Annotated in this window: 19 protein-coding genes; 14 read left to right on the top strand and 5 right to left on the bottom strand. The window is 52.5% G+C overall.

Features of this window, described 5'->3' with window-relative positions; genetic code table 11:
* Positions 1-14: 14 nt before the first annotated feature.
* The 4 genes from LWL52_RS05310 to LWL52_RS05295 all read right to left on the bottom strand — a co-directional run bounded on the left by LWL52_RS05310 (position 15) and on the right by LWL52_RS05295 (position 5,083).
* Complete coding sequence (locus LWL52_RS05310; protein ID WP_242917624.1) at positions 15-1,922, bottom strand: DUF294 nucleotidyltransferase-like domain-containing protein; 1,908 nt, start codon at positions 1,920-1,922, stop codon at positions 15-17.
* Positions 1,919-2,614, bottom strand: a complete 696-nt coding sequence (locus LWL52_RS05305; RefSeq protein WP_242917622.1) for a 3'-5' exonuclease — start codon at positions 2,612-2,614, stop codon at positions 1,919-1,921. Before LWL52_RS05305 ends, LWL52_RS05310 begins: the two co-directional genes overlap by 4 nt.
* 173 nt (positions 2,615-2,787) lie before the next feature.
* Positions 2,788-3,207 carry a GNAT family N-acetyltransferase gene (locus LWL52_RS05300; protein ID WP_242917620.1) on the bottom strand — a complete coding sequence of 140 codons (420 nt, stop codon included), beginning with the start codon at positions 3,205-3,207 and terminating at the stop codon, positions 2,788-2,790.
* A 97-nt stretch (positions 3,208-3,304) separates the two neighbouring features.
* Positions 3,305-5,083, bottom strand: a complete 1,779-nt coding sequence (locus LWL52_RS05295; protein WP_242917618.1) for an aminopeptidase P family protein — start codon at positions 5,081-5,083, stop codon at positions 3,305-3,307.
* Between the two features lie 355 nt (positions 5,084-5,438).
* Between LWL52_RS05295 and LWL52_RS05290 the strand changes: the two genes are divergently transcribed.
* The 5 genes from LWL52_RS05290 to LWL52_RS05270 all read left to right on the top strand — a co-directional run bounded on the left by LWL52_RS05290 (position 5,439) and on the right by LWL52_RS05270 (position 12,310).
* The gene (locus tag LWL52_RS05290) at positions 5,439-8,045 is read left to right on the top strand and encodes a hybrid sensor histidine kinase/response regulator (RefSeq protein ID WP_242917616.1); all 2,607 of its coding nucleotides are present in this window, start codon (positions 5,439-5,441) and stop codon (positions 8,043-8,045) included.
* A gap of 83 nt (positions 8,046-8,128) precedes the next feature.
* On the top strand, positions 8,129-8,524 hold the full coding sequence (locus tag LWL52_RS05285; protein WP_242917614.1) for a response regulator transcription factor: 396 nt from the start codon (positions 8,129-8,131) through the stop codon (positions 8,522-8,524).
* Positions 8,521-9,768, top strand: coding sequence for a YaiO family outer membrane beta-barrel protein (locus LWL52_RS05280; RefSeq protein ID WP_242917612.1), 1,248 nt, complete (start codon positions 8,521-8,523; stop codon positions 9,766-9,768). Before LWL52_RS05285 ends, LWL52_RS05280 begins: the two co-directional genes overlap by 4 nt.
* Positions 9,768-10,868, top strand: coding sequence for a HEAT repeat domain-containing protein (locus LWL52_RS05275; protein WP_242917610.1), 1,101 nt, complete (start codon positions 9,768-9,770; stop codon positions 10,866-10,868). The genes LWL52_RS05280 and LWL52_RS05275 overlap by 1 nt, the downstream gene beginning before the upstream one ends.
* Entirely contained in the window at positions 10,865-12,310 is a 1,446-nt protein-coding gene (locus LWL52_RS05270; protein ID WP_242917608.1) for a glycosyltransferase family 2 protein, read from the top strand. The genes LWL52_RS05275 and LWL52_RS05270 overlap by 4 nt, the downstream gene beginning before the upstream one ends.
* 320 nt (positions 12,311-12,630) lie before the next feature.
* On the opposite strand, the gene LWL52_RS05265 is transcribed toward LWL52_RS05270, so the two are convergent.
* Positions 12,631-13,068, bottom strand: a complete 438-nt coding sequence (locus tag LWL52_RS05265; protein ID WP_367615707.1) for a glycoside hydrolase family 2 TIM barrel-domain containing protein — start codon at positions 13,066-13,068, stop codon at positions 12,631-12,633.
* Between LWL52_RS05265 and LWL52_RS05260 the strand changes: the two genes are divergently transcribed.
* The 9 genes from LWL52_RS05260 to LWL52_RS05220 all read left to right on the top strand — a co-directional run bounded on the left by LWL52_RS05260 (position 13,063) and on the right by LWL52_RS05220 (position 23,054).
* Complete coding sequence (locus LWL52_RS05260; RefSeq protein WP_242917604.1) at positions 13,063-13,353, top strand: hypothetical protein; 291 nt, start codon at positions 13,063-13,065, stop codon at positions 13,351-13,353. The genes LWL52_RS05265 and LWL52_RS05260 overlap by 6 nt on opposite strands.
* Positions 13,354-13,598: 245 nt before the next feature.
* Complete coding sequence (locus LWL52_RS05255) at positions 13,599-14,846, top strand: efflux RND transporter periplasmic adaptor subunit (RefSeq protein WP_242917602.1); 1,248 nt, start codon at positions 13,599-13,601, stop codon at positions 14,844-14,846.
* Between the two features lie 129 nt (positions 14,847-14,975).
* On the top strand, positions 14,976-16,454 hold the full coding sequence (locus LWL52_RS05250; protein ID WP_242917600.1) for a TolC family protein: 1,479 nt from the start codon (positions 14,976-14,978) through the stop codon (positions 16,452-16,454).
* A 45-nt stretch (positions 16,455-16,499) separates the two neighbouring features.
* Positions 16,500-16,883, top strand: a complete 384-nt coding sequence (locus LWL52_RS05245; protein ID WP_242917598.1) for a DUF3471 domain-containing protein — start codon at positions 16,500-16,502, stop codon at positions 16,881-16,883.
* Between the two features lie 48 nt (positions 16,884-16,931).
* Positions 16,932-17,630 carry an ABC transporter ATP-binding protein gene (locus LWL52_RS05240; protein WP_242917596.1) on the top strand — a complete coding sequence of 233 codons (699 nt, stop codon included), beginning with the start codon at positions 16,932-16,934 and terminating at the stop codon, positions 17,628-17,630.
* Positions 17,631-17,632: 2 nt separating this feature from the next.
* Entirely contained in the window at positions 17,633-18,874 is a 1,242-nt protein-coding gene (locus tag LWL52_RS05235; RefSeq protein WP_242917594.1) for an ABC transporter permease, read from the top strand.
* Positions 18,871-20,052 carry an ABC transporter permease gene (locus tag LWL52_RS05230; RefSeq protein WP_242917592.1) on the top strand — a complete coding sequence of 394 codons (1,182 nt, stop codon included), beginning with the start codon at positions 18,871-18,873 and terminating at the stop codon, positions 20,050-20,052. Before LWL52_RS05235 ends, LWL52_RS05230 begins: the two co-directional genes overlap by 4 nt.
* Before the next feature lie 319 nt (positions 20,053-20,371).
* Positions 20,372-21,754 (top strand): sigma-54-dependent transcriptional regulator, encoded by a 1,383-nt coding sequence (locus tag LWL52_RS05225; RefSeq protein ID WP_242917590.1) that lies wholly within the window; start codon positions 20,372-20,374, stop codon positions 21,752-21,754.
* On the top strand, positions 21,738-23,054 hold the full coding sequence (locus LWL52_RS05220; RefSeq protein WP_242917588.1) for a sensor histidine kinase: 1,317 nt from the start codon (positions 21,738-21,740) through the stop codon (positions 23,052-23,054). Before LWL52_RS05225 ends, LWL52_RS05220 begins: the two co-directional genes overlap by 17 nt.
* Positions 23,055-23,265 lie beyond the last annotated feature (211 nt).

Genomic DNA, 23,265 nt, shown 5'->3' with positions numbered 1-23,265 from the left:
TTCGGGCAAAGCACTTAATCAAAGAGCGAGTTGGTGAACTTCACTTTCATGCTGGTCTGGAAATCGGCAATGATCTTGAAGATCTCTTTCAGCGTTACCTGTTCAATTTTGGTCAGACTTTGTAGATCGATGTAGTTTTCGGGCTCCACCTTGTCGTGTATAATCTGGGTAGCCTGCTTCCTCAGGCGCATGCTCATCAGGTAATAATAGGACTGCATCAGCTCGTGGTACTGTACTTCTGTGAATACGCCCAGGTCTTTTAAAGCTACCAGGCGCTCGCCGGTGTTGGTTTTAAATATCCTGCTTTTAAGGGCGTGCACCCGCACCAGGTCCACAATGGGCGTCATGGCGCGTTTAATATCGAACACATCGCGCTTGTCTTTGGTAAAGGTGCGGATGTTTTTAAAATAGGTAAGCGGCGGCACATACTGCAGCGCGTTGTTGGCCATGTGGTAGAGAAAACGGCCTAACGGCTTCTGCAGCTCTTCGTCCAGGAAGGTGCGCAGCTCGTCCATGATCACGGGCTCTCCGTAAATCAGGCGGCAATCGAAAAAGGCGGCAAACTTCATCACTGTTGCCGGTTCGGGCTCCTGCATCCAGCTTTGGTAGTTGCGTTTCCAATGCGAGAGCGAATGCGTCCATTTGGTATTTTTGGCCATGTAGCCGCCGGTGCAATAGCTGAAACCAATTGTATCGAGCCGCTCGGAAACCAGTTCGGCAAACCGCAGAAAATACGCCCGCACCAACTCGCGCTGCTCGTTTGCTTTGTCCTCGTAAATAATGGCGTTGTCCTGGTCGGTTTTCAGGGTCTGCTCCTGGCGGCCCTCACTGCCTAATACGATAAAGGCAAATTTTGCCGGTGGGGTGCCCATCTCGTTCAGTGTTGTTTCGATCACTTTCAGCGCAATGGTATCCGAAACCGTGGTGATGACCTGGTTCACGATCTCGGGCTTTACTCCGCGGTGGAGCAACTGGTACACGATTTCGGGCACCTTCTGCCACTTCCTACGCAGCTCGTCCACAGATTGCGCCAGCTTTACCGACTGGATGAACATGAAAGGCGACTGGGCCTGCTCGCTCAGCAGCCTGTTACGGCTCGTAAAGCCAATATACTGCCCATTCTCTTCGAGTAAAAGGTAGCGTGTTTTAGTATGGAACATGAGCAGAATGGCCTCATACACAAAAGCCTGCGTATTTATGGCTACGACCGGATTATCCATGATGGCGCTCACCGGCCCGTTCACATCCGCCTTGCGGGCCACCACATTATCGCGCAGGGTGATATCCGTAACATAGCCGAACACTTTTTGCCCGGCATCGGTTACAAAAGAGCAGCTTACCCTGTGTTCGGCCATCAGGCGGGCTACTTCATACACTGGCGTATCGGCGGGGCACGTCACCAGCTCGCGGTACGCCACGCTCTCCATTTTGCGCGAGTATAGCTGGTCGGAGGCAATGTAGTTTTCCTCGAAGGCGGTGGGGCGCTTCACAAAATGAGCATACTCATCGTCCATCATGCGCCTGCCAAACTCGGTTGTGAAGAAGTGGAAAAACTCCTCGTACGCCTGGCAAAGTGCCCGAAAGTCGCGGCGGGGCAAAGTATAAACGAGGGTTCCTTTTTTGGCGATCACGGAGCGCAGGGAGCGTTTGCGGTTCAACAACACCGATACGCCACCATAACAGTAACCGCGGGTATGATAATCCAGTACACGCTTGTTCTGCTCGCTGTCATAAAAGAAGGTCTCATACTCGCCTTCGGCAATCAGGTCCACCCCTTTCATCTTGGTTACTTCCTGGTGGTAGATGGCAGTGTCTTTGGTGTAACGCACCTCCACCAGCAGATCAGCCACGCCCCGAAGCACATCGTCGGGTAGTATATTAAAAGGCTTTACCGTTTTCAGAAATTGTAACAGGTCTTTCATAGCCAGAAAATCAGCAGAATTAGAATACATGAAACAAACAATACAGGAAGGCCGCAGCCATTGTTGCGGGAACTCACTTTGCGCTGTCTTTTTGATTGCTGTGCCAGTATGGTTTTATCGGTAATATCACCCCGCTGCACCAGTTCAAAAAAGCAGCTGGCGGTAGCTTCAGCATCGGCCAGCGCGTTGTGCTGGCTGCCCATCGGCTTGTTGAACAGCCGTTCATAGAGCTCGCCAAGGCGCAGGTATTTGTGGTTATGGTAGAGCAGGAAAGTGACCGAGGCATCCATGGTGCAGAATCTGGGCAGGTGGAGGAGCGGGTTTTCGAGGCCGGAGCGAAAAAAACCCACGCCCGCCATGTGGTAGTCCAGCTCCATAAAATGCCCCACCACCAAGGGCTCATACTGCTGCAGATCGGCGGCTAACTGCTCAAAAACCACCTTGCGGTCTTCGCCATGCTGCAACAGGAATTCGTCCGTAATGCCGTGGATCATCCGGGCGGTATCCGAAATTTCAAAGCCATCGTTGCGCACATAATAGTTCGCAGCTTTTACCTGCTGCCCATCGCGGGTATACACAGCCCAGGCTACCTGCACTGAATGCGGCCAGGCGGCATCATGCTCGTAAGGCGCTTCCCAGTTTTGTGGGATGCCGGTGGTTTCGGTGTCGATAAAAAGCAGGTAGTCTCTCACAAGGCCAGGTTACAGCTTTTCTGTTTTCTTCTGCAAGTATGGGCAAGGCTTTTTTGAATCCGCATATTTGTCTGACGTTTAATTGAAAGCTGGAAAATAAATGGGCTCTACCCGGGAGGTTAAGCTGCTGTAAAAATGCATGGTTCCTTTCCGGAGATCAAAACTGTTATACTTCATGATGTGTTCATCCGCAGTTCCATTTCCATCACCACATAAGCCACCGCTCCTTTCACAAACCTGTTAGGAGTTTCTTGCAGGCCGAATTGCTCGTAAAAGCCAGCCTTTTCGGCACGGGCATTGCACCAGAGTTTAGTTACACCCTGTTCCGCTGCCTGCCCTACCAAGTGCTGCAGCAGCGCCGTGCCATAGCCTTTGCCCTGGCAGGTAGTGTGGGTGGCAAACTTCCGGAATTGCGCGGTCTCTCCTGTTATAAAAAGCGAGATAACCGACACCAGCTCTCCTTCAGCAAACAGGCCATAATGCAGGCCGGCAGCATCATCGGGCAGTTTTACATAGTCCACTTCCTTGCCGGGCCACATCACGGTGTGCCGCACAGGCCAGGTTTGCGCAGCGGTTATTTCTTTTATCTGCATAGGGCAAGTATAAGATGCCTGTACCCGGCAGGCGCAAAGTTACTACCGGATGCAGGCATCTTGTTGTGAGGAGAACCAGAAAGGGGTTCGGCTATACTTAAATGGCTTTTGCTTTGGCTTGCAGCCAGGCGCGTTCCTCCTCATTCAGGTGTGGGCCCACCCGGTCTGCCACCAGCTGGTTATAGTCGTTAAGCCATTTTACCTGGTGCGCCTCCAGCAGTTGCTTCTTTACCGGTGAGGTGTCGATTAGCGCGATGGTCAGCTGCTCAAAAGTATAGAATTCGCCAAACGCATTGGTTTCATCGGGCACGGTAAGCACCAGGTTCTCAATGCGGATGCCATACTGCTCAGGGCGGTAAATGCCGGGCTCTACGGAAGTAATCATGCCCAGCTCAATGTCGATAGGCGTGGGAGTGGCATTGAAAACGTGGGGTCCTTCGTGCACATTCAGGAAAAAGCCGACGCCGTGGCCGGTACCGTGGCCATAATTGCGGGCATGGTCCCAGAGCGGCTTGCGTGTGATGGCGTCGATCTGGTAGCCGCGCGTACCTTTGGGGAAGCGGGCCGAAGCACCTTCAATCATGCCTTTCAGCACCAACGTATAATCCGTTTTTTCTTCCTCCGTCAGGTTGCCCAGCGATACGACACGGGTGATGTCGGTGGTGCCGGTCTGGTACTGCCCGCCGGAATCAAGCAGGAAAAGGCCATCGGCTTTCAGCGCTGCATCGCTTTCGGGTGTGGCTTTATAGTGTGGCAGGGCGCCGTGTGCTTTGTAGCCGGCAATGGTGTCGAAGCTTTCGCCCACAAACCCTTCCTGCGCCGCCCGGAATTCCAGCACCTTGTCAGCCACGGACATTTCGGTGATCGTTTCCTTGCCAACGCTTTCTTCCAGCCACTTAAAGAAACGGGTGAGCGCCACGCCATCTTTCACCATGGTAATGCGGGTATTCTCCACTTCCACAGCATTCTTTATGGCTTTAAAAGAGGTAGTGGGGTTGGTATCCTGGAGCACACTCACCGAAGTCGGCAGCTCTTTATACAAGGCAAAGCAATTTCGTTTGGGGTCTATCAGGATGCTGCTGCCTGCAGGCAGGCTGGCCAGGGCACGTTCCACCAGGTCGTAGGCCTGCAATTCCACGCCGGCATTGCGCAATTTGTCCTGATCGGCTTCGGAAAACTTTAGCGTATCAATAAACAGGATGGCGGCATCCTGGCTGATGAGGGCGAAGCTTAACACCACAGGATTGCACTTCACATCAGACCCGCGCATATTAAAGAGCCAGGCCATATCATCGAGCGAGGAGATCAGGTGGTAGTCGGCTTTAGAGGTAGCCAGCGCGGCACGCAGCCTTCCCAGTTTATTCTCAAAAGCTTCTCCTGTTATTTCCTCTCCCAGCAAATAAGCAGGTGCATCCGGCAGGTAGGGTCTGTTGAGCCAAATCGGCTCCAGGTAGTCGCGGTCGCTTACCAGCTCAATACCCTGCGGCACCAGTTGCTGCTCCAGTAACTGTGCCAGCCCAACGGAGATCAGCCGGGCATCGAACGCCACTTTGGCGCCGGGCGCCAGCCGCTCAGCCAGCCATTGAATATATTCGGGCGCATGCTGCACCTTTAGCTTTACCAGCTCAAAGCCACTGCCGGCCAGTTGCTCCCCGGCCTGCACAAAATAACGGGCATCCGTCCAGAGGCCAGCAAAATCATCGGTGATCACCAGCGTTCCGGCCGAGCCGGTAAAGCCGGACGTAAAATAAATGCACTTATACCTGTCGGGCAGGTATTCGCTGATATGCGGATCAGAAGATGGTATGATATAGGCACTCACGCCTTCGCCCCGCATCTGGCTGCGGATGGCGGTTAGTTTTTCCTGGTAGGTCATAGTTTCCGGTGTCGGTGTTGAGGCAAATTAACAAAAGATGGGGAGAAATGGTAATCAGCCCTAAAATCACCAGCCGCCAACCAAGTATCACGCTATACTTGGCTCATGCCAAGGGTTTGAAAGGTATTAGTCTAGTTTTACCGGCCAGCGCTTTCAGGCTCGCATCCGGGTAGCAGGACCCAGGAATAAGCCCCTTTCACAGTGCAGCTGTCCGACAGAAGTTGCCTGCCATACGTTGCACTTTTTAGAAGCAGCAGACCAGGCAAATAAATACCATAATAGTTTTTACCTAATCTGTTTGTTCTAATTTTTTAAATACGATATTTGCACTATTATCATTTACCTGCGCCAATTTGTGAGAAACCCTTACCCTCACTCCCCCTCTTCCGGAAGATTAAAATTTAAAGTGCTCCTGAGCTTGGGTCTTACCTTGCTGCTGACGCTTTCTATCCAGTATTTTTCTTTCCAGCTGAACCATGACCTGCATGAAACCAAGCAACGGGTTACCCTTACTTACCAGGTAATCCACAACCTGGAAAAGACCAACATAGCCCTTACGACCCTGGAAAGTAATGCCCGCGGGTTTGCCATTAGCAATAACCGGTTGTTTCTGGAAGACTACCAGGCGCTACACGCCCAAATTTACCAGCACCTGCAGCAAGTCAATGTCCTAACATCAGACAACCCGGTGCAGCAGCGCAACCTCGCTGTCCTGCGCCAGCTGATTGATGCCAAGATTGCATATATCGATTCTGCTGTAAAAGCCGAAAGCAACGGCGCCTCCGTGCTGAAAACCCGCGCTAAGGGCAAACTGCTGATGGACCGGGTGCTGGCTCAGAAAACACGGATACAGGCCATCGAAAACAGGCTCCTGCAAGAGCGGGAAGCACGATCCGCCGCACTGGCCCTACAGGAGAAACTTGTCAATGGCCTAAGCATGTGCCTCATCCTGAGCATCGGCTTCTTCTCCCTGCTTTTTATTTTCCGCGACATCAACAAAAGAGTAAAGCTTACGAACGAAGTAAAGGAAAACGAATCGCGCCTGAAGCAGTTTATTGAGGCGCTGCCGGTTGCGATTACCGTACGGGATGCACGCGGCAACCTCTCATTTTCGAATAAAAAATGGGACCTGGAATCAAGCAAGCTGTTCCCTGGCGGGCCGATAGAGAACTTACAAAAGTTGGAAGAGGAGAAGCTCATTTGGGTGGCAGGTACCGACAAGTATTACCCGCTGGAACAGTTGCCTACGATGAAAGCACTGCGTGGCGAAAGCTCCGAAGCCGATGATCTAGAGATCCGGCTCGGAGATGAAAAGATCCTGCTGTCTGAAACAGCCGGCCCTGTTTTTAACCGTCATAATGAGGTTGTATATGCAATTGCAGCCGTTCAGGATATAACGCACCGGAAAAAACAAGAGGCAGAGCTAAAGCACGCCAAAGAGATAGCCGAAGATTCTTCTATGGCCAAGGAGCAGTTCCTGGCCAATATGAGCCACGAGATCCGGACGCCGATGAATGCGATCATCGGGTTTACGAACCTCCTGCTCCAGTCCAGATTAGAGGATGAGCAATTACAGTTTGTGGAAGCAATCCGTTCGTCGGGCGAAAACCTGCTGACCATTATCAACGACATCCTGGATTTCTCTAAAATACAGTCGGGCATGGTGCAACTGGAAACGATCCCTTTCGGGATCATGTCGTTGCTCGATTCCCTGATGATGCTGCTACAGCCAAAAGCCAACCACAAAGGGCTAACCCTCCAGATCACCTCCGATGCGCAGGTTCCTACGCTGGTGCTCGGCGACCCGGTCCGGCTTACCCAGATCATTTTCAACCTGGTCGATAATGCTATTAAATTCACCGAAAAAGGAACCATACAGATCAACGTCAAGGTCCGAACCAGCGGACACGATAAAGTATGGGTAACCTATACGGTGACAGATAAAGGCATTGGTATTCCGGAAAACAAGCTGGAAACGATCTTTGAAAGGTTTAGCCAGGCCTCCAGCTCCACCACTCGCGAGTTTGGCGGCTCAGGTTTAGGTTTAAGTATTGTAAAAGGGCTCACCGAGCTGCAGGGCGGCACCATTTCTATTGAAAGCATTTCAGGTAAAGGGTCTGTTTTCACGGTGGCTATCCCTTATACAGTGGCTTCGGAAACAGACCTGGCCCAATACGGAAAGCAGGAGTTACCGGAAGAAAACCTGCTGTACAGGCAGTTGCATATTCTGATAACCGAAGACAACCCGCTAAATCAGAAACTTGCCCTGCGCGTGCTACAGGACATGGGCTTTACCGCCGAGCTGGCTAAAAACGGGAGCGAAGCAGTAGAACTGATCCGCCAGAAAAAGTATTTCGATGTGGTGCTGATGGATATCCAGATGCCGGTGATGGACGGCTACGAAGCGACCCGCTACATCCGCCAGGAACTGAAATCGACGGTGCCTATTATGGCGATGACCGCCCACGGCCTGAGCGGCGAAAAAGAAAAGTGCCTGTCCCTGGGCATGAACGATTATATCTCCAAGCCTTTTAAAACACAGGAGCTCCTGACAAAGCTATGTGTCCTTTCGGGTTTGGAAAGAATACTACCTGAGGGGGCGCCCGAGCCTGTGCTGCAAACCGAAAAGCATTGCGACCTGTCGTACCTGCACAAAATGTCGGGGGGCAACACCGACTTTATAAAAGAAATGATCGGCCTTTTCCTCAAACAGCTTCCACCTGAGCTGGAGCACATGAAGCAGGCCGCCTTAAAAATCGATTTTCCGGCGGTAAAGGAAGTGGCCCATAAACTGAAATCCTCCGTCTCCATTGTCGGGGCAGAAAGTATGCTGGTCAGGCTTAAGCAGATAGAAGCGCTCGCGAAGCAGGAAGCTGAAATTGAACAGGTGCTTTGCCTTAACCAGGAGCTGACAGAGATAAATGAGCAGGTAGCCCTGGAGCTGCAACCATATTTAGTTTAACACATCCGGCTGCCCGTCAAAAGCTATTTTCCAAAAAAATATATTTTATACTTCAGGTTGAAGGCCGTGAAAGACCTTTCCGGATGATGCCTGCAAATTTTACCCTTACCATGATCCTGGTAGTTGAAGACGACGAAATGATTCTGCGGACGCTCGAGTTCCGGCTGAAGAAAGACCACTACAACGTAGTGGTGGCCCGAGATGGCAGAGAAGCTTTAGAGAAGCTCAAACAAGCTACCTTCCACCTGGTACTCACCGACCTGATGCTGCCTTTTGTGACAGGAATGGAAGTGCTCTCCTATATTAAATCTAATCTGCCGGATTTGCCGGTAATCGTGCTCTCCGCAGCCGATGAAGAAGGAACGATCCTGGATGCTTTTAAGCTGGGGGCGGATGACTTTATTGCCAAACCTTTCAGCCCGGGCGAACTCTCGCTTCGTGTAAAACGCTTGCTTATACGTTATACCAGTACCAAATGAAATTACGTGTCAGGAGCCAGGGTATACTTTTGAGCTGCTTTTTTGCCCTGCTTCTCTCCTCTTCACTTCAGGCCCAGGATACAACGATCCTGCACCCGGATTCGCTTTTCAGGCAGGCGCAGCAAATGGCCTATCACGGCAAATATGCCGAAAGCCGCCAGCTGAGCCGGAAACTGTTACGGGCGGTGCCCGCTTACACCGATGCCACCTTGCTACTGGCCCGCACCTTTGCCTGGGAACACCACTATGATTCAGCCCGGTTTATACTTTCGCCCCTGTTAAGCACTACCCCTCCGAATGAGGAAGCCTTGTTGATCGCGGTTGATATGGCTTTGTGGTCCCATAAGCCGGACGAGGCGCTGCACTATGTGCAGGCCGGTTTAGAGGCAAATCCGACGTCGGCCCCGCTCCTGCTGGGCAAAGCACGGGCACAGTATGAACGTCAGGAGTACGCCGCTGCCGAAGCCATACTGACCGGTTTGCTGCAACAGGACCCGGGCAATACGGATGTCCGGCAAGTATGGGAAAAGGTGCAACAGGCGCGCAAGGTGCATCTCGTGCAGGCCAGCTACCAGCTCACCACATTTGATCAGCAACTTTCGCCCTGGCACCTGGGCGCGCTGGCCTATACCCGGCAAACAGCCAGTGGCAAGTACCTGGCACGGGTAAGCTACGCACGGCGCTACGGCAACCAAAGTATGCAGGGAGAAGTGGATGCTTACCCGCAGCTGAGCAAAACAACCTACGCCTACCTGAACGTAGGCGCATCCGACGAAAAGCTATTCCCGGCCTACCGCACCGGCGCAGAACTTTATCACCTGTTCCCGCATAAAGTGGAGGCCTCACTCGGTGCCCGCGCCTTATTTTTCCAAAACGAGACGGTGGTGCTGTATACCGGTTATGTCGGCAAATATTTCCGCAAGCAATGGGTGAGCTTTCGCCCGTTTTTGCAGCGCCAGAACAGTTCCTGGCAAACCACGGGCATATTGCAGTTCCGGCAGTACCTCCGCCATGAGGACGAGCATTTTACCCTGGTACTAGCCCGGGGCAGTGTGCCATTTGTGCAGGTGGGCCTGGAGGAGATTAGTCGGTTAAGTGCCAGCCGGGCAGCTCTGGAAGCCCAGTTGCGCGTGGGCAATTCCTGCCTGCTGGGGGGCATGTTCTCCTATGATTATGAAGAAATCAGCAGTGGGTCCTTCCGCAACCGTTTTACAACAGGCCTCACGGTTCAGTATAGATTTTAATGGCTACAGAACGCAACATGCCTGTCGTGCTTTCCATAATGCCTGATCTGATCGAGGCGAACCTGCTACTGGTGCTGTTTTTTACCGGCACGGCGCTTCTCCTCTTCCTGTTCATTCTCATCAGCAGGTTACGGGATGGCGTGCGGCAGCGAAAAAGTCGATGGATGGACAAGAAAGCCCAGCAGTTCATTACCTCCTACCTCTTCAATGCAGAAGAAGTGAGCCCGGCGCAACTGGAAAGCTTCCGGCGCAAGTATATTCTCAACTCCTTCTACTGCCCCATTTTCCTGGAAAACCTGATCAGCCTGCAGAAGAACCTGATCGGGGAGTCAGCAGACAGGCTGCGCACGCTCTACAAAGACTTGGGGCTTCACCCCTATTCCAAGCAAAAGCTGTATGCCAGGTCGTGGTCCGTTATAGCCAAAGGCATTTGTGAGCTTGCCGAAATGGGCATGACGCAGGATGCGGAACTCATCCGCGCCTTCATCAACCACCCTAACCCGGTTTTGCGGTCCCAGGCCCTGGTGGCGCTGGTGTACCTGCAGCACAAAGCCCCCTTTTCGTTTCTGGATGAGCTGGAAGAGCCACTTACGGAATGGCAACAGCTGCAGCTGGCCCGTGCCGCCCAGAAGGCTCATGCCGTGCACCCTCCCTCCTTTAAACAATGGTTGCAGAAAGACCAGGAATCGGTTGTGCTGTTCTCTATCCGCATGATCGTGCAGTATAACCAGCACGAGGCGCTTGGGGCGTTGCTTACGTTGCTGAACCATCCCAGCCCGATGGTCCGCAAAGAAGCCGTAATTGCCTTGCGCAACCTGGAATCCTTTGAAGCCTCAGAAAAGCTGCTGCAGCTCTATGAAAATGAAACGGTGGATGTCCGGCTCGAGATCCTGAAAACGCTCCCCCTGATCGGCGGCGACGAGCACCTTGCCTTTTACCAGCAACAGCTGCAAGACACCGATATGCGCGTGCAGCTGATCGCAGCGCGTGCCCTGGCCCAGAGCGGCGCTCCCGGCGAAGCCCTGATCCAGGCGATTAAAAACAATTTGCAGCATGCCTTGCAGCCCATTGCAGCCTGCGCGCTAGACAGCAGAATATGAATGATCTCCTGAGTTACTTTATCGCCGATACAGCCCGATTCTTGCATTACTTTATACTTGTGTACGCCATCGGCATCTGCCTGAGCTACGTGGTGCTTTCCGGGATTTCGGCCTGGGCCATGGCCCGCTACAAAAAGAAGAACAGCTTTGTAGACTACCGTGCTATCCTGTCCTCTCCATTTGCCCCATCGGTTACCCTTATTGCTCCTGCCTACAACGAGTCGCTGACGATCGTGGACAATGTGCGTTCGTTGCTTACCCTGCATTATAACAATTGCGAGGTGATCATCGTGAACGACGGCAGCAAAGACAACACCCTGGCGCTGCTCATCGAAGCGTATGAACTGGAGAAGCTCGACTTTGCCGTAAACGAAGTCATTCCGACAAAGGCTGTCCGGGGCGTTTACAAAGCCCGTAATCCGGCCTATCATAAACTCGTTGTGGTAGATAAGGTAAATGGTGGCAAAGCCGATGCGCTGAATGTAGGGATCAACATTGCATCAAATAAACTGATTGCCTGCATTGATGTGGATTGCGTGCTGGAATCGGATGCGCTGCTCAAACTGGTTAAACCATTTATGGAGGAAGAGCGCAAAGTGATCGCGACCGGCGGCGTAATTCGTATTGCTAACTCCTGCGTGGTGGAAGATGGCCGCCTGATCCACATCCGGGTGCCCGATAAATTTATTGCACGAGTGCAGGTACTGGAGTATTTCCGGGCTTTTTTAATGGGCCGAATGGCCTGGGCCCACCTCGATGGGCTGTTGCTGATCTCGGGCGCCTTCGGGATGTTCGACAAAGAAACCGTGATCCGGGCTGGCGGCTACAATCACAACACCGTGGGCGAAGATATGGAGCTGCTCGTGCGCATGCGCCGGATGATGTATGAAGCGAAAACACCCTGTAAAGTTGCCTTTATCCCCGACCCACTTTGCTGGACAGAAGCGCCCCAAAGCTGGGATATTTTGAAGCGGCAACGGAACCGTTGGACCAGAGGGACTGCCGAAACCCTGTGGCTGCACCGTAAAATGATCTTCAACAGAAAGTACGGCATCCTGGGCTTACTCAGCATTCCGTTGTGGGTTCTGTTCGAATGGCTGGCGCCGATCATCGAGTTTGTCGGGATGGTCTGCTTTCTCTGCCTGGCTATACTAGGCTATGCCAACTGGGCCTATTTCTTTTCCTTTCTGGGGCTGGTGTATTCGTTTGCGCTGATGTTCTCGGTGTTCGCTATTCTGTTTGAGGAGCGATCGTACCAGCAATATAAACGGCCGGGCCACATGCTTAAACTAGTCATTACAGCTTTATTCGAACCATTCTTCTATCATCCGGTGACGGTCTGGTCTGCTATCAAAGGAAACTACGATTTGTTTACCGGCAAGAAAAGCTGGGGCGAAATGACCCGCACCGGCTTCGCTCAGAAAGCAAAAACAGCAAAATAAGCAGGCTGGCACGACTTGGGCCCTTATACTTATACTCCCATAACGGAAGTATAAGTACAAGCCGGATTACCGGTCACGTAAGCCTGTTATACTTTACTTGCGCTCCTTCAGGGTATAAGTATTGTAGAAATCCTGCAGTACAAAAAAGGCTTTCCCTTTTCGCCCTGCGGGGAAATAAGGCCTTTGCGGTTCCTTCCTTCCTAAATGTCAGCAAATGGCGGGCGCGGCGAACGGAAGTCCACCAGGATCCAGGGCGTCATACCGCGGAGCTGCTGTATTTTGAGCTGTATCTTCAACGTTTCTTCATACAGATAGGCCTGCTATTCTTCGGTAAAGCGTTCCAGCTTGTCGCCGTGCTTGCCCTGCAGCGCGCCGGCACCAAATCTGGATTCCATTACCGGCTTATTCCGGGATATCTTCCGGCTTACATTCTTTAGCTTGTCAGGCGTGCCGTCGTACCAACCGATGTACTGGTTAAAGCTCAGGGTATCCACGCATACTATCAGCGGATCGCCGATAGTATGCGTGTTGCTGTTGGGCAGGCCATGCTGCTCCAGGGCAGTGGACACCGGGCGCGTTGGGTCCAGGCTACGCATGCGAGCAGTGAGCTTACGGATATAAACGTTTCGTTCCGGCTTCATCGGTGTTTCGTTGGCCATCGACCAGGTGATCACCGATGAGCGGTTCTTACCCCGGGTAATCAACTCCGTCTGTTGCCTCTCGGCGGTGCGATAGGTGCTGTCGTTTTCCCAATGGATCGTCTAGTACACGGGGTTTTCCTCTCACATCATTATGCCCATTTTATCGGCCAGCGGCGCCAGGTGGTCGTTGTGCGGGTAGTGTGCCAGCCGCACATAATTGCAGCCCAGTTCTTTGGCCTAGTTCAGCAGGAGCTGCTTGGGGCCACTGAGCGAGGTGGTCTTGCGGTTATAGACATTCCTAGTATGGGACTTTGTGCCGCCACCTGTCCTATCAGTATAAGCGCAAACACAATCAGCAAAGTAAGTTTCCGGTACATCATGCAGAAGTTAGGTGAAGTATAAATATTCAGCTTCCCAATAAAATCATGTTAGTACAAAGTGCCCGCAAGCCGGCTTGCTTTTATACTTCCTTTGCCCTGAAACTGTGAAGATTACCTGCTTATAAAACCGCACATACTGTTCAGTATTGAACACCTGCAGGAAGTATAAAACCCACACTTTTAGTTTTATCTTACTGATTTTCAGGCGTTTGTATTTATGGCATTCCTTTTGGCTATATAGCTCTGAGTAAGTAATAAAATAAGACAATGGACCGCGAACTTTCACTCTCAACCAAACAAGCCCGGAAACAGAAACGCCTCTGGCAGGTAAGTATAGCCCTGGTGGTGGTGGCTGCCGCGGTATTTGGTTTCAGGAGCTTGTTAACTCCCAGCCTGCGCCGCGCCGATCTACGCACCGCTATCGTGGAGAAAGGGCCTGTGGAGGCGACCCTGACCGCCAGCGGCCTGGTTGTGCCCGAGCACGAATTGGCAGTGACCAGCCCTATTCAGGCACGCATCGAGCAGGTGGTGCATACTACAGGCGACAAGGTGCAACCCGGTGACCAGATCCTGCTCCTCGACAAAGCCTTTACTCAACTGGCCTACGAGAAGCTGAAAGACGAGGAACAGCTCAACCAGCATAAGCGCGTGCAGCTGCGCCTGCAACTCCAGAAAAAACTTAACACCCTCAACTCTGAGCTCGCTATTAAGCGCATGAACGTGAAAAGCCTGCAGGCCCAATTAGAGGACGAGCAATACCTCTTAAAAATAGGCGGCGGCACCCTGGAGCGGGTCAAACAGGCGGAACTGACGCTGAAGATAGCCCAGCAGCAACTGGCCGAGATCGAACAGGACATGATCACGGAGCGTCAGCTGCTGAAAGCCGATGAACAGGAACTGGGCTTTACCATGGCCATTCAGAGCCGCTCCATTGAAGAATTGGAGCGCAAAATGCAGCAAGCCGAAGTGCGGGCTTCCCGCCCCGGTGTGGTAACCTGGGTCAAAAACGAAATAGGTTCTACTGTGAATGCCGGCGACGTGATTGCCCGGCTTGCCGACCTGAGCAGCTACAAAGTGCAGGCCACCATGTCGGATGCGTTTGCCGAGCAGCTGCGCGCCGGCGGACCGGTGACCGTGCGGATCAACAACACCGATCTGCCTGGCACCATCGCCACGGTGGACCCCACGGTCAGCAACGGTACGGTGACCTTTTATGTAGCCCTGAACGAAAATAACAACAAGCTGCTGCGCCCCAGCCTGCGTGTGGATGTGTTTGTGACTACCGCCACCAAACCCAACACCCTGCGCGTGAAGAATGGCCCATACTTTAGCGGCAACGTGAACGACAAGGTGTTTGTGGTCCGGGGCGATGAACTGGTGCGGGTGCCGGCCCGGGCCGGCGTGAGCAACACCGATTTTGTGGAGCTGGAGAACGGCGTGCAGCCCGGCGACGAGGTGGTGATCTCTGACATGAAGGATTACCTGAATACCCCGAAAGTGAGCTTAAAGGAATAATACAGGACACCAGATATAGTACAAAAGGCACACGATTCCAGGCGCATACTACATACATACCCCAGGCAACCTAAGGAATAGAAAGTCTAAAGTCTTACATCAAGCGTCCGAAGTCAAAAATATAAAACCATGAAAAAGCATTACCTCTTTTGTTTGTTGTGTGCCATGCTGCCGCTGCTTAGCCTGCGGAGTGTTGCCCAACCGGCTGGCCGCCAACTGCACCTGCAAGAGGTCATCAGGCTGGCACAGGAGCAGTCGGCGGTAGCAAAGCAGGTACAGACCAGCCGCGAGACCAGCTACTGGCAGTGGCGCAGCTACAAATCCGACTACAAGCCACAACTGAGCCTGGAAGGCGTACTGCCTGATTTCAGCCGTTCTATTTTGCCCGTTACCCAGCCGGATGGCACCCTGGAATTTCGCCCGGTATCCAACAATAATGCGGAGCTGGGCCTGACGCTGAGCCAGGCCATCGGCCCCACCGGGGGCAGTATTTTCGTGACTTCGTTGATGCAGCGCTTCGATGATTTTGACCGGAACCAGACCCGCTACAATGGCAACCCGGCCATTATCGGGCTAAAGCAGCCGCTGTTTGCTTACAACAATCTGGCGTGGGCCCAGAAAATCGAGCCGCTCAAGTATGCGGAATCGCAGCGAAAGTACCTGGAAGAGCGCGAGAAAATAGCCGTGGAAGCAACTAAATTATACTTCGACCTGCTACTGGCACAGGTTAACCAGGACATAGCGGCCAAAAACCTGGCAAACAACGACACACTTTACCAGATAGCGCAGGAGAAGTATAGCTTGGGCCGGCTCTCTAAAAATGATCTATTGCAGCTGCGCCTGGCTGTTTTAAATTCCGATCTGGCCCTGGCGCAGGCTACGCTCGACGCACAAACTGCCAGCCTTGCCCTGAAGACCTATGTAGGTATGGAGGACAGCACACAACTGCAGCTAAACGTGCCGCAGGTCATTCCTGCCACAACCGTAGCTGCAAAGGTGGCCCTGGAGGAAGCCCATAAAAACCGTAAGGAAAGTATAAACTTCCAGCGCCGGCTGCTCGAAGCGGAGAGCCAGGTAGCCAAAGCCAAAGGCGATAACGGCCTGAATGCAAACCTGTACGCCACCTTTGGCCTCACCAATCGCGGGGCCAACTGGACCGATATTTACAGCCGCCCTGATAACCAACAGGGTGTGCGCCTGGGTTTCAGCATGCCGGTGCTGGACTGGGGCCGGCAACGTTCCATCTCGAAAGTAGCCGAGCTGAATCAGCAGCTGGTGCAATACACCCTGAGCCAGGAGGAAGCCAACTTTGAGCAGCAGGTCCTCACGCAGGTGAACCAGTACAACACGCTCAAAAGCCGGATCAAAACCACCTCCGAAGCAGACGACATTGCGCAGCAACGTTACGAAATCGCGAAAAACACCTTTGTGATCGGTCGCATCAGCATCACGGATCTGAACATTGCCCTGGCTGAGAAAGACCAGGCGCGCAGAGCCTATATCGCTGCGCTCAGCGAGTACTGGACCGCCCACTACAACCTGCGCCAACTCACGCTTTATGATTTTGAAAAACAAAGGCCTTTGGTCAACCCATCTGACGGAGAATAAAGCCAGCTATACTTCCTGAATCCATTCATCACTAAACCTATCACTATGAAAAAGTTATGTATAATGCTCCTGCTCTGCCCAGTTACGCTGTTTGCAGCGAACTCCGTACGACCTATCTCTACAAAATTAACTAGGGCGATAGCGCACCCGCAACGAACAGCCACCGCAGTAGGTGAGGAAGAGCTGCAAAGATTTGCCGGGGTATATGCGTTAAATGAGCAGTTTGCCATCACCATTTCAGTGGAAGACGGCCGGCTGTACGGATTAGCACCCGGCGATGCTGAAAAGACTGAGTTCGTACAGGTTTCAGGCAACAAGTTCCGCATCAAAGGCCCTGAAACTGAAGCTGAGTTTCTGGAAGAGAAGGGCCAGGTGCAATACCTGTTTGTCAATATGCAGGGCGGCCTGAAATTCAAGAAGATCAAGTAAGCTGTACCTCCTTAAAAGAAACGAAAAGATAAAATTATACTTAAAACTATGATCACGCTATCTAACATCGAAAAGGTCTATCAGACCAAATCCATCGAGACGGTGGCCCTGCAAAACGTGAACCTGATGGTTCCGAAAGGGGAATTCCTCTCGATCATGGGTCCCTCCGGCTGCGGAAAATCGACGCTGCTTAACATCATGGGCCTGCTGGACGTGCCCACCACCGGGCTTGTCGAAATTGACGGCCAGCCGATCCAAAGCTACAAAGACAAAGCGCTGGCCCATATCCGCAACGAAAAGATCGGGTTTGTTTTCCAAAGCTACCACCTGGTAAATGACCTGAGCGTAGTCGATAATGTAGAGCTGCCCCTGCTTTACCGCAGCAGCGTGTCGGCCTCCGAGCGCAGCAAACGCGCCAAAACAGCCCTGGAGAAAGTGGGACTCAGCACCCGCACCAAGCATTACCCCAGTCAGTTATCAGGTGGCCAGCGCCAGCGCGTGGCCATTGCCCGGGCCCTGGTAGGCCAACCTGAGATTATACTTGCCGACGAACCGACCGGTAACCTGGACTCAGTTATGGGGGAAGAGATTATGAACATCCTGCTGGACCTGAACCGCCAGGACGGCACTACCATTGTGATGGTAACGCACGACGAAAATATGGCGCAGAAAACAGAGCGTCTGGTGCGTTTCTTTGACGGTCAGCAGGTATCCGACGCGAGATTGTACGACTTTCAGAAAGTATAGCCATGCTGAAAAATTACCTTAAAGTAGCCTGGAAGGTGCTCTTGCGGCGCAAGTTCTTTACCTTCATCAGCCTCTTCGGCATCAGCTTTACGCTTATGGTGCTGGTGGTGGCCACCTCCCTTTTTGACCATGCCTTCGGACCCCAGATGCCGGAACGTGAAACAGACCGCATCCTTTTTGTGAATATGATGCGCGAGCAGGGAAAGGAAGGATATACCAGCAGCGGACCAATCAGCTATTATTTCTACGACCGCAACATACGCCCCCTCAAGACGCCTGAAATGATATCGGTTAACTCCATGTTTTTTCAAGTGAATAGCTATATCAACAACCGCAAGCTGGCGCTCGATATCAAGTATACCGACCGTGCGTTCTGGGATATCCTGGATTTTCACTTCCTGGAGGGAAATGCTTTCACGCAGCAGGATGTTAAAAACGCCAATCGTGTGGCGGTGATCAACGAGCATACCCGGCAACAGTATTTCGGAGATGCACCCGCCCTTGGGCAGGACATTGTTGTAGACCAGGTAAAGTATAAAGTGGTAGGTGTGGTAGAGAACGTGCCCGTGCTGCGCGTGCAGTCTTATGCCGACGTGTGGGTACCTGTTACGCTAAAAAGCCAGGATTTTAATAAACCCGGGCTTCGTGGCACCTACTTTGCGACCATTAAGGCCCGGCAGCCGGGAGACATACCTAAAATAAAGGCAGAGTATGCGGCGATGATGCAGGTGTTAGAACGCCAGCAACCAAATAAAGAAACCAGGCTTTTCTCCTTCCCCGATACCTTTCTTGAGAGCTTTGCCCGCACGCTTTTGGGTAAAGGGCAAGAACCCGGCCTGGGCATCCTGTACACCATATTGGCGGGCCTGGCATTCCTTTTCATGCTGCTGCCTACTATCAACCTGGTCAATATCAACATCAGCCGCATCATGGAGCGATCTTCTGAAATTGGTGTGCGCAAAGCGTTCGGAGCCACTTCCAAAACCATTATTGGGCAGTTTATTATCGAGAATATCTTCCTGACCCTGCTGGGTGGCTTACTGGGCTTTGTGCTGTCATCGGCCGTGCTATGGCTCATCAATGACAGCGGCATTATTGTATATGCAGCCTTAGGTCTGAACCTCCGGGTTTTTGCCACCGGGTTGTTGCTTTGCCTTGTGTTTGGTCTTATTTCGGGCGTATACCCGGCCTATAAAATGTCACGCTTACATGCCGTTGAGGCGCTGAAAGGAGGTTCTAAATGATACGCCATCTTTTTAAACTGATCTGGAACCGCAAGAAGAGTAACTTTTTGCTGATCACGGAAATTTTCTTTTGCTTCCTGGTGCTCTTCGGGGTGCTGAGCCTGGTTTTTTATAATGTACGCAACTATACCAAACCGCTCGGCTTTGAACACGAAAATGTGTGGCTGCTCACGATGCAGACTGCGACAGACTCTGCTGCCCTTAACCACCAGAACCAGGAGCAGGTACTGCAGCGGGTGCGCTCTTTTCCGGAAGTGGAGTATGCCGCTTTAACTTCAAGCAATGCGCCTTTTTCTTTTAGCCAGATGAATAATGTCTTCTCTGCAGGCAGTGTAAAAGGTATACAGGCCGATGTGTATGAAGTACAGGATGACTTTAAAGATGTGCTGCAGCTGCAGCTAAGCCAGGGCCGCTGGTTCGGAGTACAGGACAATGCTTCCAACCACGAGCCCATTGTGATCAACCGGGCAATGCAGCAGAAATTATTTGGCCAGGAAGATGCACTGGGAAAGCTGATTCAGGTAAACGACACCACCAACTTCCAGGTAGTGGGCGTAACCGATTATTTCCGGGCCGGCAGCGAATATGCTGCGGAAGAGCCGGCCTGCTTTACCCGGATCAATTTTGAAAAGAACCCGACTTATTTCTGGAACGAACTCCTGATCAGGGTTAAGCCTGGCACCGGGATCGACTTTGAAGAGAAGATGGTAAAAGAGCTGGCAGGCATTGGCAAAGGCTGGACGCTTGAAGTATCCACGCTGGAGAAAATGCGCCAGAACAAAGCCAAACTCACCATGATTCCCATGATTGCGCTGGGGCTGGTCTGCGGTTTCCTGATCTTAAACGTGGCCCTGGGTTTGTTTGGCGTGCTGTGGTACAACATCAGCCGCCGCAACAGCGAAATCGGCCTGCGCCGCGCCCTGGGGGCAGCTTCCGGCCAGATCTACCGGCAGTTTATCGGGGAGGTGCTGGTGCTGGCCACATTCGGCTTGCTGCTGGGGGTAGTGTTCGCCGTCCAGTTTCCGTTGCTGCACGTCTTTCAGGTAGAGCCGGAGGTATATGTGACCGCCCTGCTTTGTGCCGTGGTGCTTATCTACCTGCTGACCACCGCTTGCGCGCTGTACCCCAGCCGGCAGGCAGCCATTATACAACCGGCCACGGCCCTGCACGAAGAGTAGAGTAAACCTCCAGCTTATCTTATAGGGAAAAACCATTGTGGTTTTTCCCTATAGTTACCCTTAGTTTCATACGCTACAGAGGATAAAGCTTCAGCCAAGTGTACGTTTTGACACTCCACTGTTCGAGCGTTCAGCGAGTTTGGAGCGTCTTGATTCTTTTGCTTACGGAGGTAGGAGCCCTCTATTTTTCTTATCAAGAAGAAAAGTAAGGCCCAGCCGGCGAGGCGAAAAGTTAGCTTTGAGTATTAGCTACAATAGCTATATTTTAGCTAATTTCTCTTACCACAATTTGCTATATTTATACCAGAAATTCACCTCCATGATCCTGATAATTGATGATGATATGGCCGTACGAGCCTCGATCAGCCTGATGCTGAAACAGGCGGGGTATAAAACCCGCGAAGCGGCCAACCCGCAGGAGGCACTGCAGCTGGCCGGGCTACATGCGTTTCAGCTGGCCATCATGGACATGAACTTTTCCATCGATACCACCGGAAATGACGGGCTCGACCTGCTGGCAAAATTCAAGAAGCTGCTGCCCGATCTGCCCGTTATCCTGATCACCGGCTGGGGTTCTATCAGCCTTGCTGTGGAAGGCATGCGGCTGGGCGCCGCCGATTTTGTGACCAAGCCCTGGAGCAACGAGTACCTGCTGCAGGCCGTGCGCACCGCTCTGAGTTTGTCGGAGCAAACGGCAGAGACCAGTGGGGGCGCCCTTACCCGCAAAAAGCTGGACCAGCAGTATGACCTGGGCAACATTGTGGGCCAGGACCCACAACTCCTGCAGATCTTAAAAAAGATAGGCCAGATAGCACCCACCGATGCCTCGGTTCTCATCGAAGGCGAGAGTGGTACGGGCAAGGAGCTGATTGCCGAGGCCGTGCACCGCAACAGCGGCCGCAAAGCGCAGCCTTTTGTGAAAGTGAACCTGGGCGGTATTTCAGCCAGCCTCTTCGAGAGCGAAATGTTTGGCCACAAACGCGGCGCCTTTACCGACGCCAAGGCCGACCGCGTGGGCCGCTTCGAGATGGCCAACAAAGGCACCATTTTCCTGGACGAGATTGGCGAGCTGGACCTCAACAGCCAGGTAAAACTGCTACGCGTGCTCCAGGACCGTACCTACGAAGTGCTGGGCGACAGCCGCTCCCGCAAGCTTGACATCCGGGTGGTGTGCGCCACCAACAAGGACCTGGCCAAGCTGGTGGAAGAAGGCCGATTCCGGGAAGATCTATACTATCGCATTAACCTGATCAAGGTAAAGCTGCCGGCCCTGCGCGAGCGCGAGGACGACATCCCGCTGCTGGTGCAGTATTTTGTAAACAACCTTAAAAAGACCTATCACCGCCCCGACCTACAGGTAAGCCCGAGGGCCCTGCAATGGCTCAAAGGCCTGCAACTGCCCGGCAACATCCGCGAGCTGAAGAACCTGGTGGAACGTACTGTGCTGGTGGCCGAAAATGAAATGCTGGAGGCGGATGATTTTCAGGCCCAGGCACAGCAAAGCCCGGCCAAGCCCGGCGATAAAGCCCTGCCAGCTGTAGGCACCATGACGCTCGATGAGCTAGAAGCTTCCATGATCAAGAAGTCGATGAGTTATTATCAAAATAACATCAGCAAAGTAGCCCGGGCGCTGGGCCTGAGCCGCGCTGCGCTGTACCGTCGCCTCGATAAGTTTAACATCCCGTATGAGCCTGCGGACTAAGTTCATTTTCTTTGCCGTGCTGGTACATGCGCTGCTGGGGGTGATGGCCTACTTCCTGCTGCTGCAGAACAAGCTGCTTTTCCTGGTGATGGAGCTGGTTATACTTGCCTCGATCTTTGTAACGGCACAGCTCTACCACGCATTTTTCCAACCTTTAAAGCTGATTTTGGCCGGCATCGAGTCTATCCGCGACAAAGACTTCTCAACAAAATTTACAGCTGTAGGGCAGCGTGAACTCGATGAACTGGTAAACGTGTATAACCGCATGATAGACCAGCTGCGGCACGAGCGCGTAGCCCAGGCCGAAAAGCACTTCCTGCTCGAAAAGCTCATCCAGGCCTCCCCTGCCGGCATTATCCTGTTGGGCTTCGACAACCAGGTGGAAAGTATAAACCCGGCCGCAGAGCGTTTTCTGAACATGCAGCCCGAAGAACTGCTGGGCCGGCATGTGAGCCAGCTGCCCGGCGCCTGGGGCGCTAAATTAAAAGATCTGCCCAACGGCCAGTCTACCACCTTCCGCATACAGGGCACCTGGATCTACCGCTGCCACCGCGCCCATTTCCTCGACAGAGGCTTTCAGCACTATTTTATACTGATCGAGGAGCTCACCGAGGCGATCCTGCAAAACGAGCGGCAGGCTTATGAAAAAGTGATCCGGGTCATGTCGCATGAAGTTAACAATACGACGGGGGCCATCAACTCCATCCTGGGCTCGCTTGGATTTTATACTTCGCAGCTCGAGGCAGAGCACCAACCGGATTTTGCCCACGTGCTGCAGGTAGCCACGGAGCGCAATGCCAATCTGAGCAGATTTATGAGCAACTTTGCCGAGGTTGTGCGCCTGCCCAAACCCCTGAAAGAGCCGACCGATGTGCATGAACTGCTCAAAAGCCTGCACCGCCTACTGCAGCCCGAGCTGGAACGCCGCCATATTGCCTTTATCTGGCAGCTGGCCGCGCAGCCGCTCCTGGTTCCGCTGGACGGGCAGCAGATGGAGCAGGCGCTGCTCAACATCCTCAAAAATGCCCTGGAAGCAATAGACAAGCCCAACAGCCAGATTACGGTTCGCACCCAGCTCCACCCGCCCCTGCTCACTATTACAGATAACGGCGCCGGTATTCCGGAGCAGGTACGTCCCCATTTGTTCACCCCCTTTTATACTACCAAGAAAAACGGCCAGGGTATTGGCCTGACCATGATTCGGGATATTCTGGTAAACCATGGCTTTACCTTTTCCCTCACCTGCGACGAAACAGGCCATACCTGCTTTAAAATCAACTTCTTAACACAGGACAAATAGCAAATAAGTATAATTTACTACTGCCTATGCGTGTGCCGGTCTTCAATGTTGAAATATAGGCTGTTCTTAAACTAATGTTAGAAATCAGCAGAACGGAATATTTTATTTTATAGCATTAAACCTATATAATAAGCCATAACAGGCTAGTTTGATTTAAATATTTTTATTTAGAAATAAAATTTAAAACGATTGTAACCTAAATAACAACTTT

Origin of the sequence: Pontibacter liquoris (genome assembly GCF_022758235.1) — a bacterium.
GTDB classification, from domain to species: Bacteria; Bacteroidota; Bacteroidia; order Cytophagales; family Hymenobacteraceae; genus Pontibacter; species Pontibacter liquoris.
Note: the sequence above shows the minus strand (reverse complement) of the source record. Positions and strands in the feature narration are given on the sequence as shown.

Bases quoted from the DNA above. Each gene is read 5' to 3' on its own strand.
- LWL52_RS05295 (WP_242917618.1), bottom strand. From the start codon at position 5,083: ATGACCTACCAGGAAAAACTAACCGCCATCCGCAGCCAGATGCGGGGC.
- LWL52_RS05285 (WP_242917614.1), top strand. From the start codon at position 8,129: ATGATGCCTGCAAATTTTACCCTTACCATGATCCTGGTAGTTGAAGAC.
- LWL52_RS05260 (WP_242917604.1), top strand. From the start codon at position 13,063: ATGGATCGTCTAGTACACGGGGTTTTCCTCTCACATCATTATGCCCAT.
- LWL52_RS05230 (WP_242917592.1), top strand. From the start codon at position 18,871: ATGATACGCCATCTTTTTAAACTGATCTGGAACCGCAAGAAGAGTAAC.
- LWL52_RS05255 (WP_242917602.1), top strand. From the start codon at position 13,599: ATGGACCGCGAACTTTCACTCTCAACCAAACAAGCCCGGAAACAGAAA.
- LWL52_RS05245 (WP_242917598.1), top strand. From the start codon at position 16,500: ATGAAAAAGTTATGTATAATGCTCCTGCTCTGCCCAGTTACGCTGTTT.
- LWL52_RS05240 (WP_242917596.1), top strand. From the start codon at position 16,932: ATGATCACGCTATCTAACATCGAAAAGGTCTATCAGACCAAATCCATC.
- LWL52_RS05220 (WP_242917588.1), top strand. From the start codon at position 21,738: ATGAGCCTGCGGACTAAGTTCATTTTCTTTGCCGTGCTGGTACATGCG.
- LWL52_RS05225 (WP_242917590.1), top strand. From the start codon at position 20,372: ATGATCCTGATAATTGATGATGATATGGCCGTACGAGCCTCGATCAGC.
- LWL52_RS05250 (WP_242917600.1), top strand. From the start codon at position 14,976: ATGAAAAAGCATTACCTCTTTTGTTTGTTGTGTGCCATGCTGCCGCTG.
- LWL52_RS05300 (WP_242917620.1), bottom strand. From the start codon at position 3,207: ATGCAGATAAAAGAAATAACCGCTGCGCAAACCTGGCCTGTGCGGCAC.
- LWL52_RS05275 (WP_242917610.1), top strand. From the start codon at position 9,768: ATGGCTACAGAACGCAACATGCCTGTCGTGCTTTCCATAATGCCTGAT.
- LWL52_RS05270 (WP_242917608.1), top strand. From the start codon at position 10,865: ATGAATGATCTCCTGAGTTACTTTATCGCCGATACAGCCCGATTCTTG.
- LWL52_RS05280 (WP_242917612.1), top strand. From the start codon at position 8,521: ATGAAATTACGTGTCAGGAGCCAGGGTATACTTTTGAGCTGCTTTTTT.
- LWL52_RS05235 (WP_242917594.1), top strand. From the start codon at position 17,633: ATGCTGAAAAATTACCTTAAAGTAGCCTGGAAGGTGCTCTTGCGGCGC.
- LWL52_RS05310 (WP_242917624.1), bottom strand. From the start codon at position 1,922: ATGAAAGACCTGTTACAATTTCTGAAAACGGTAAAGCCTTTTAATATA.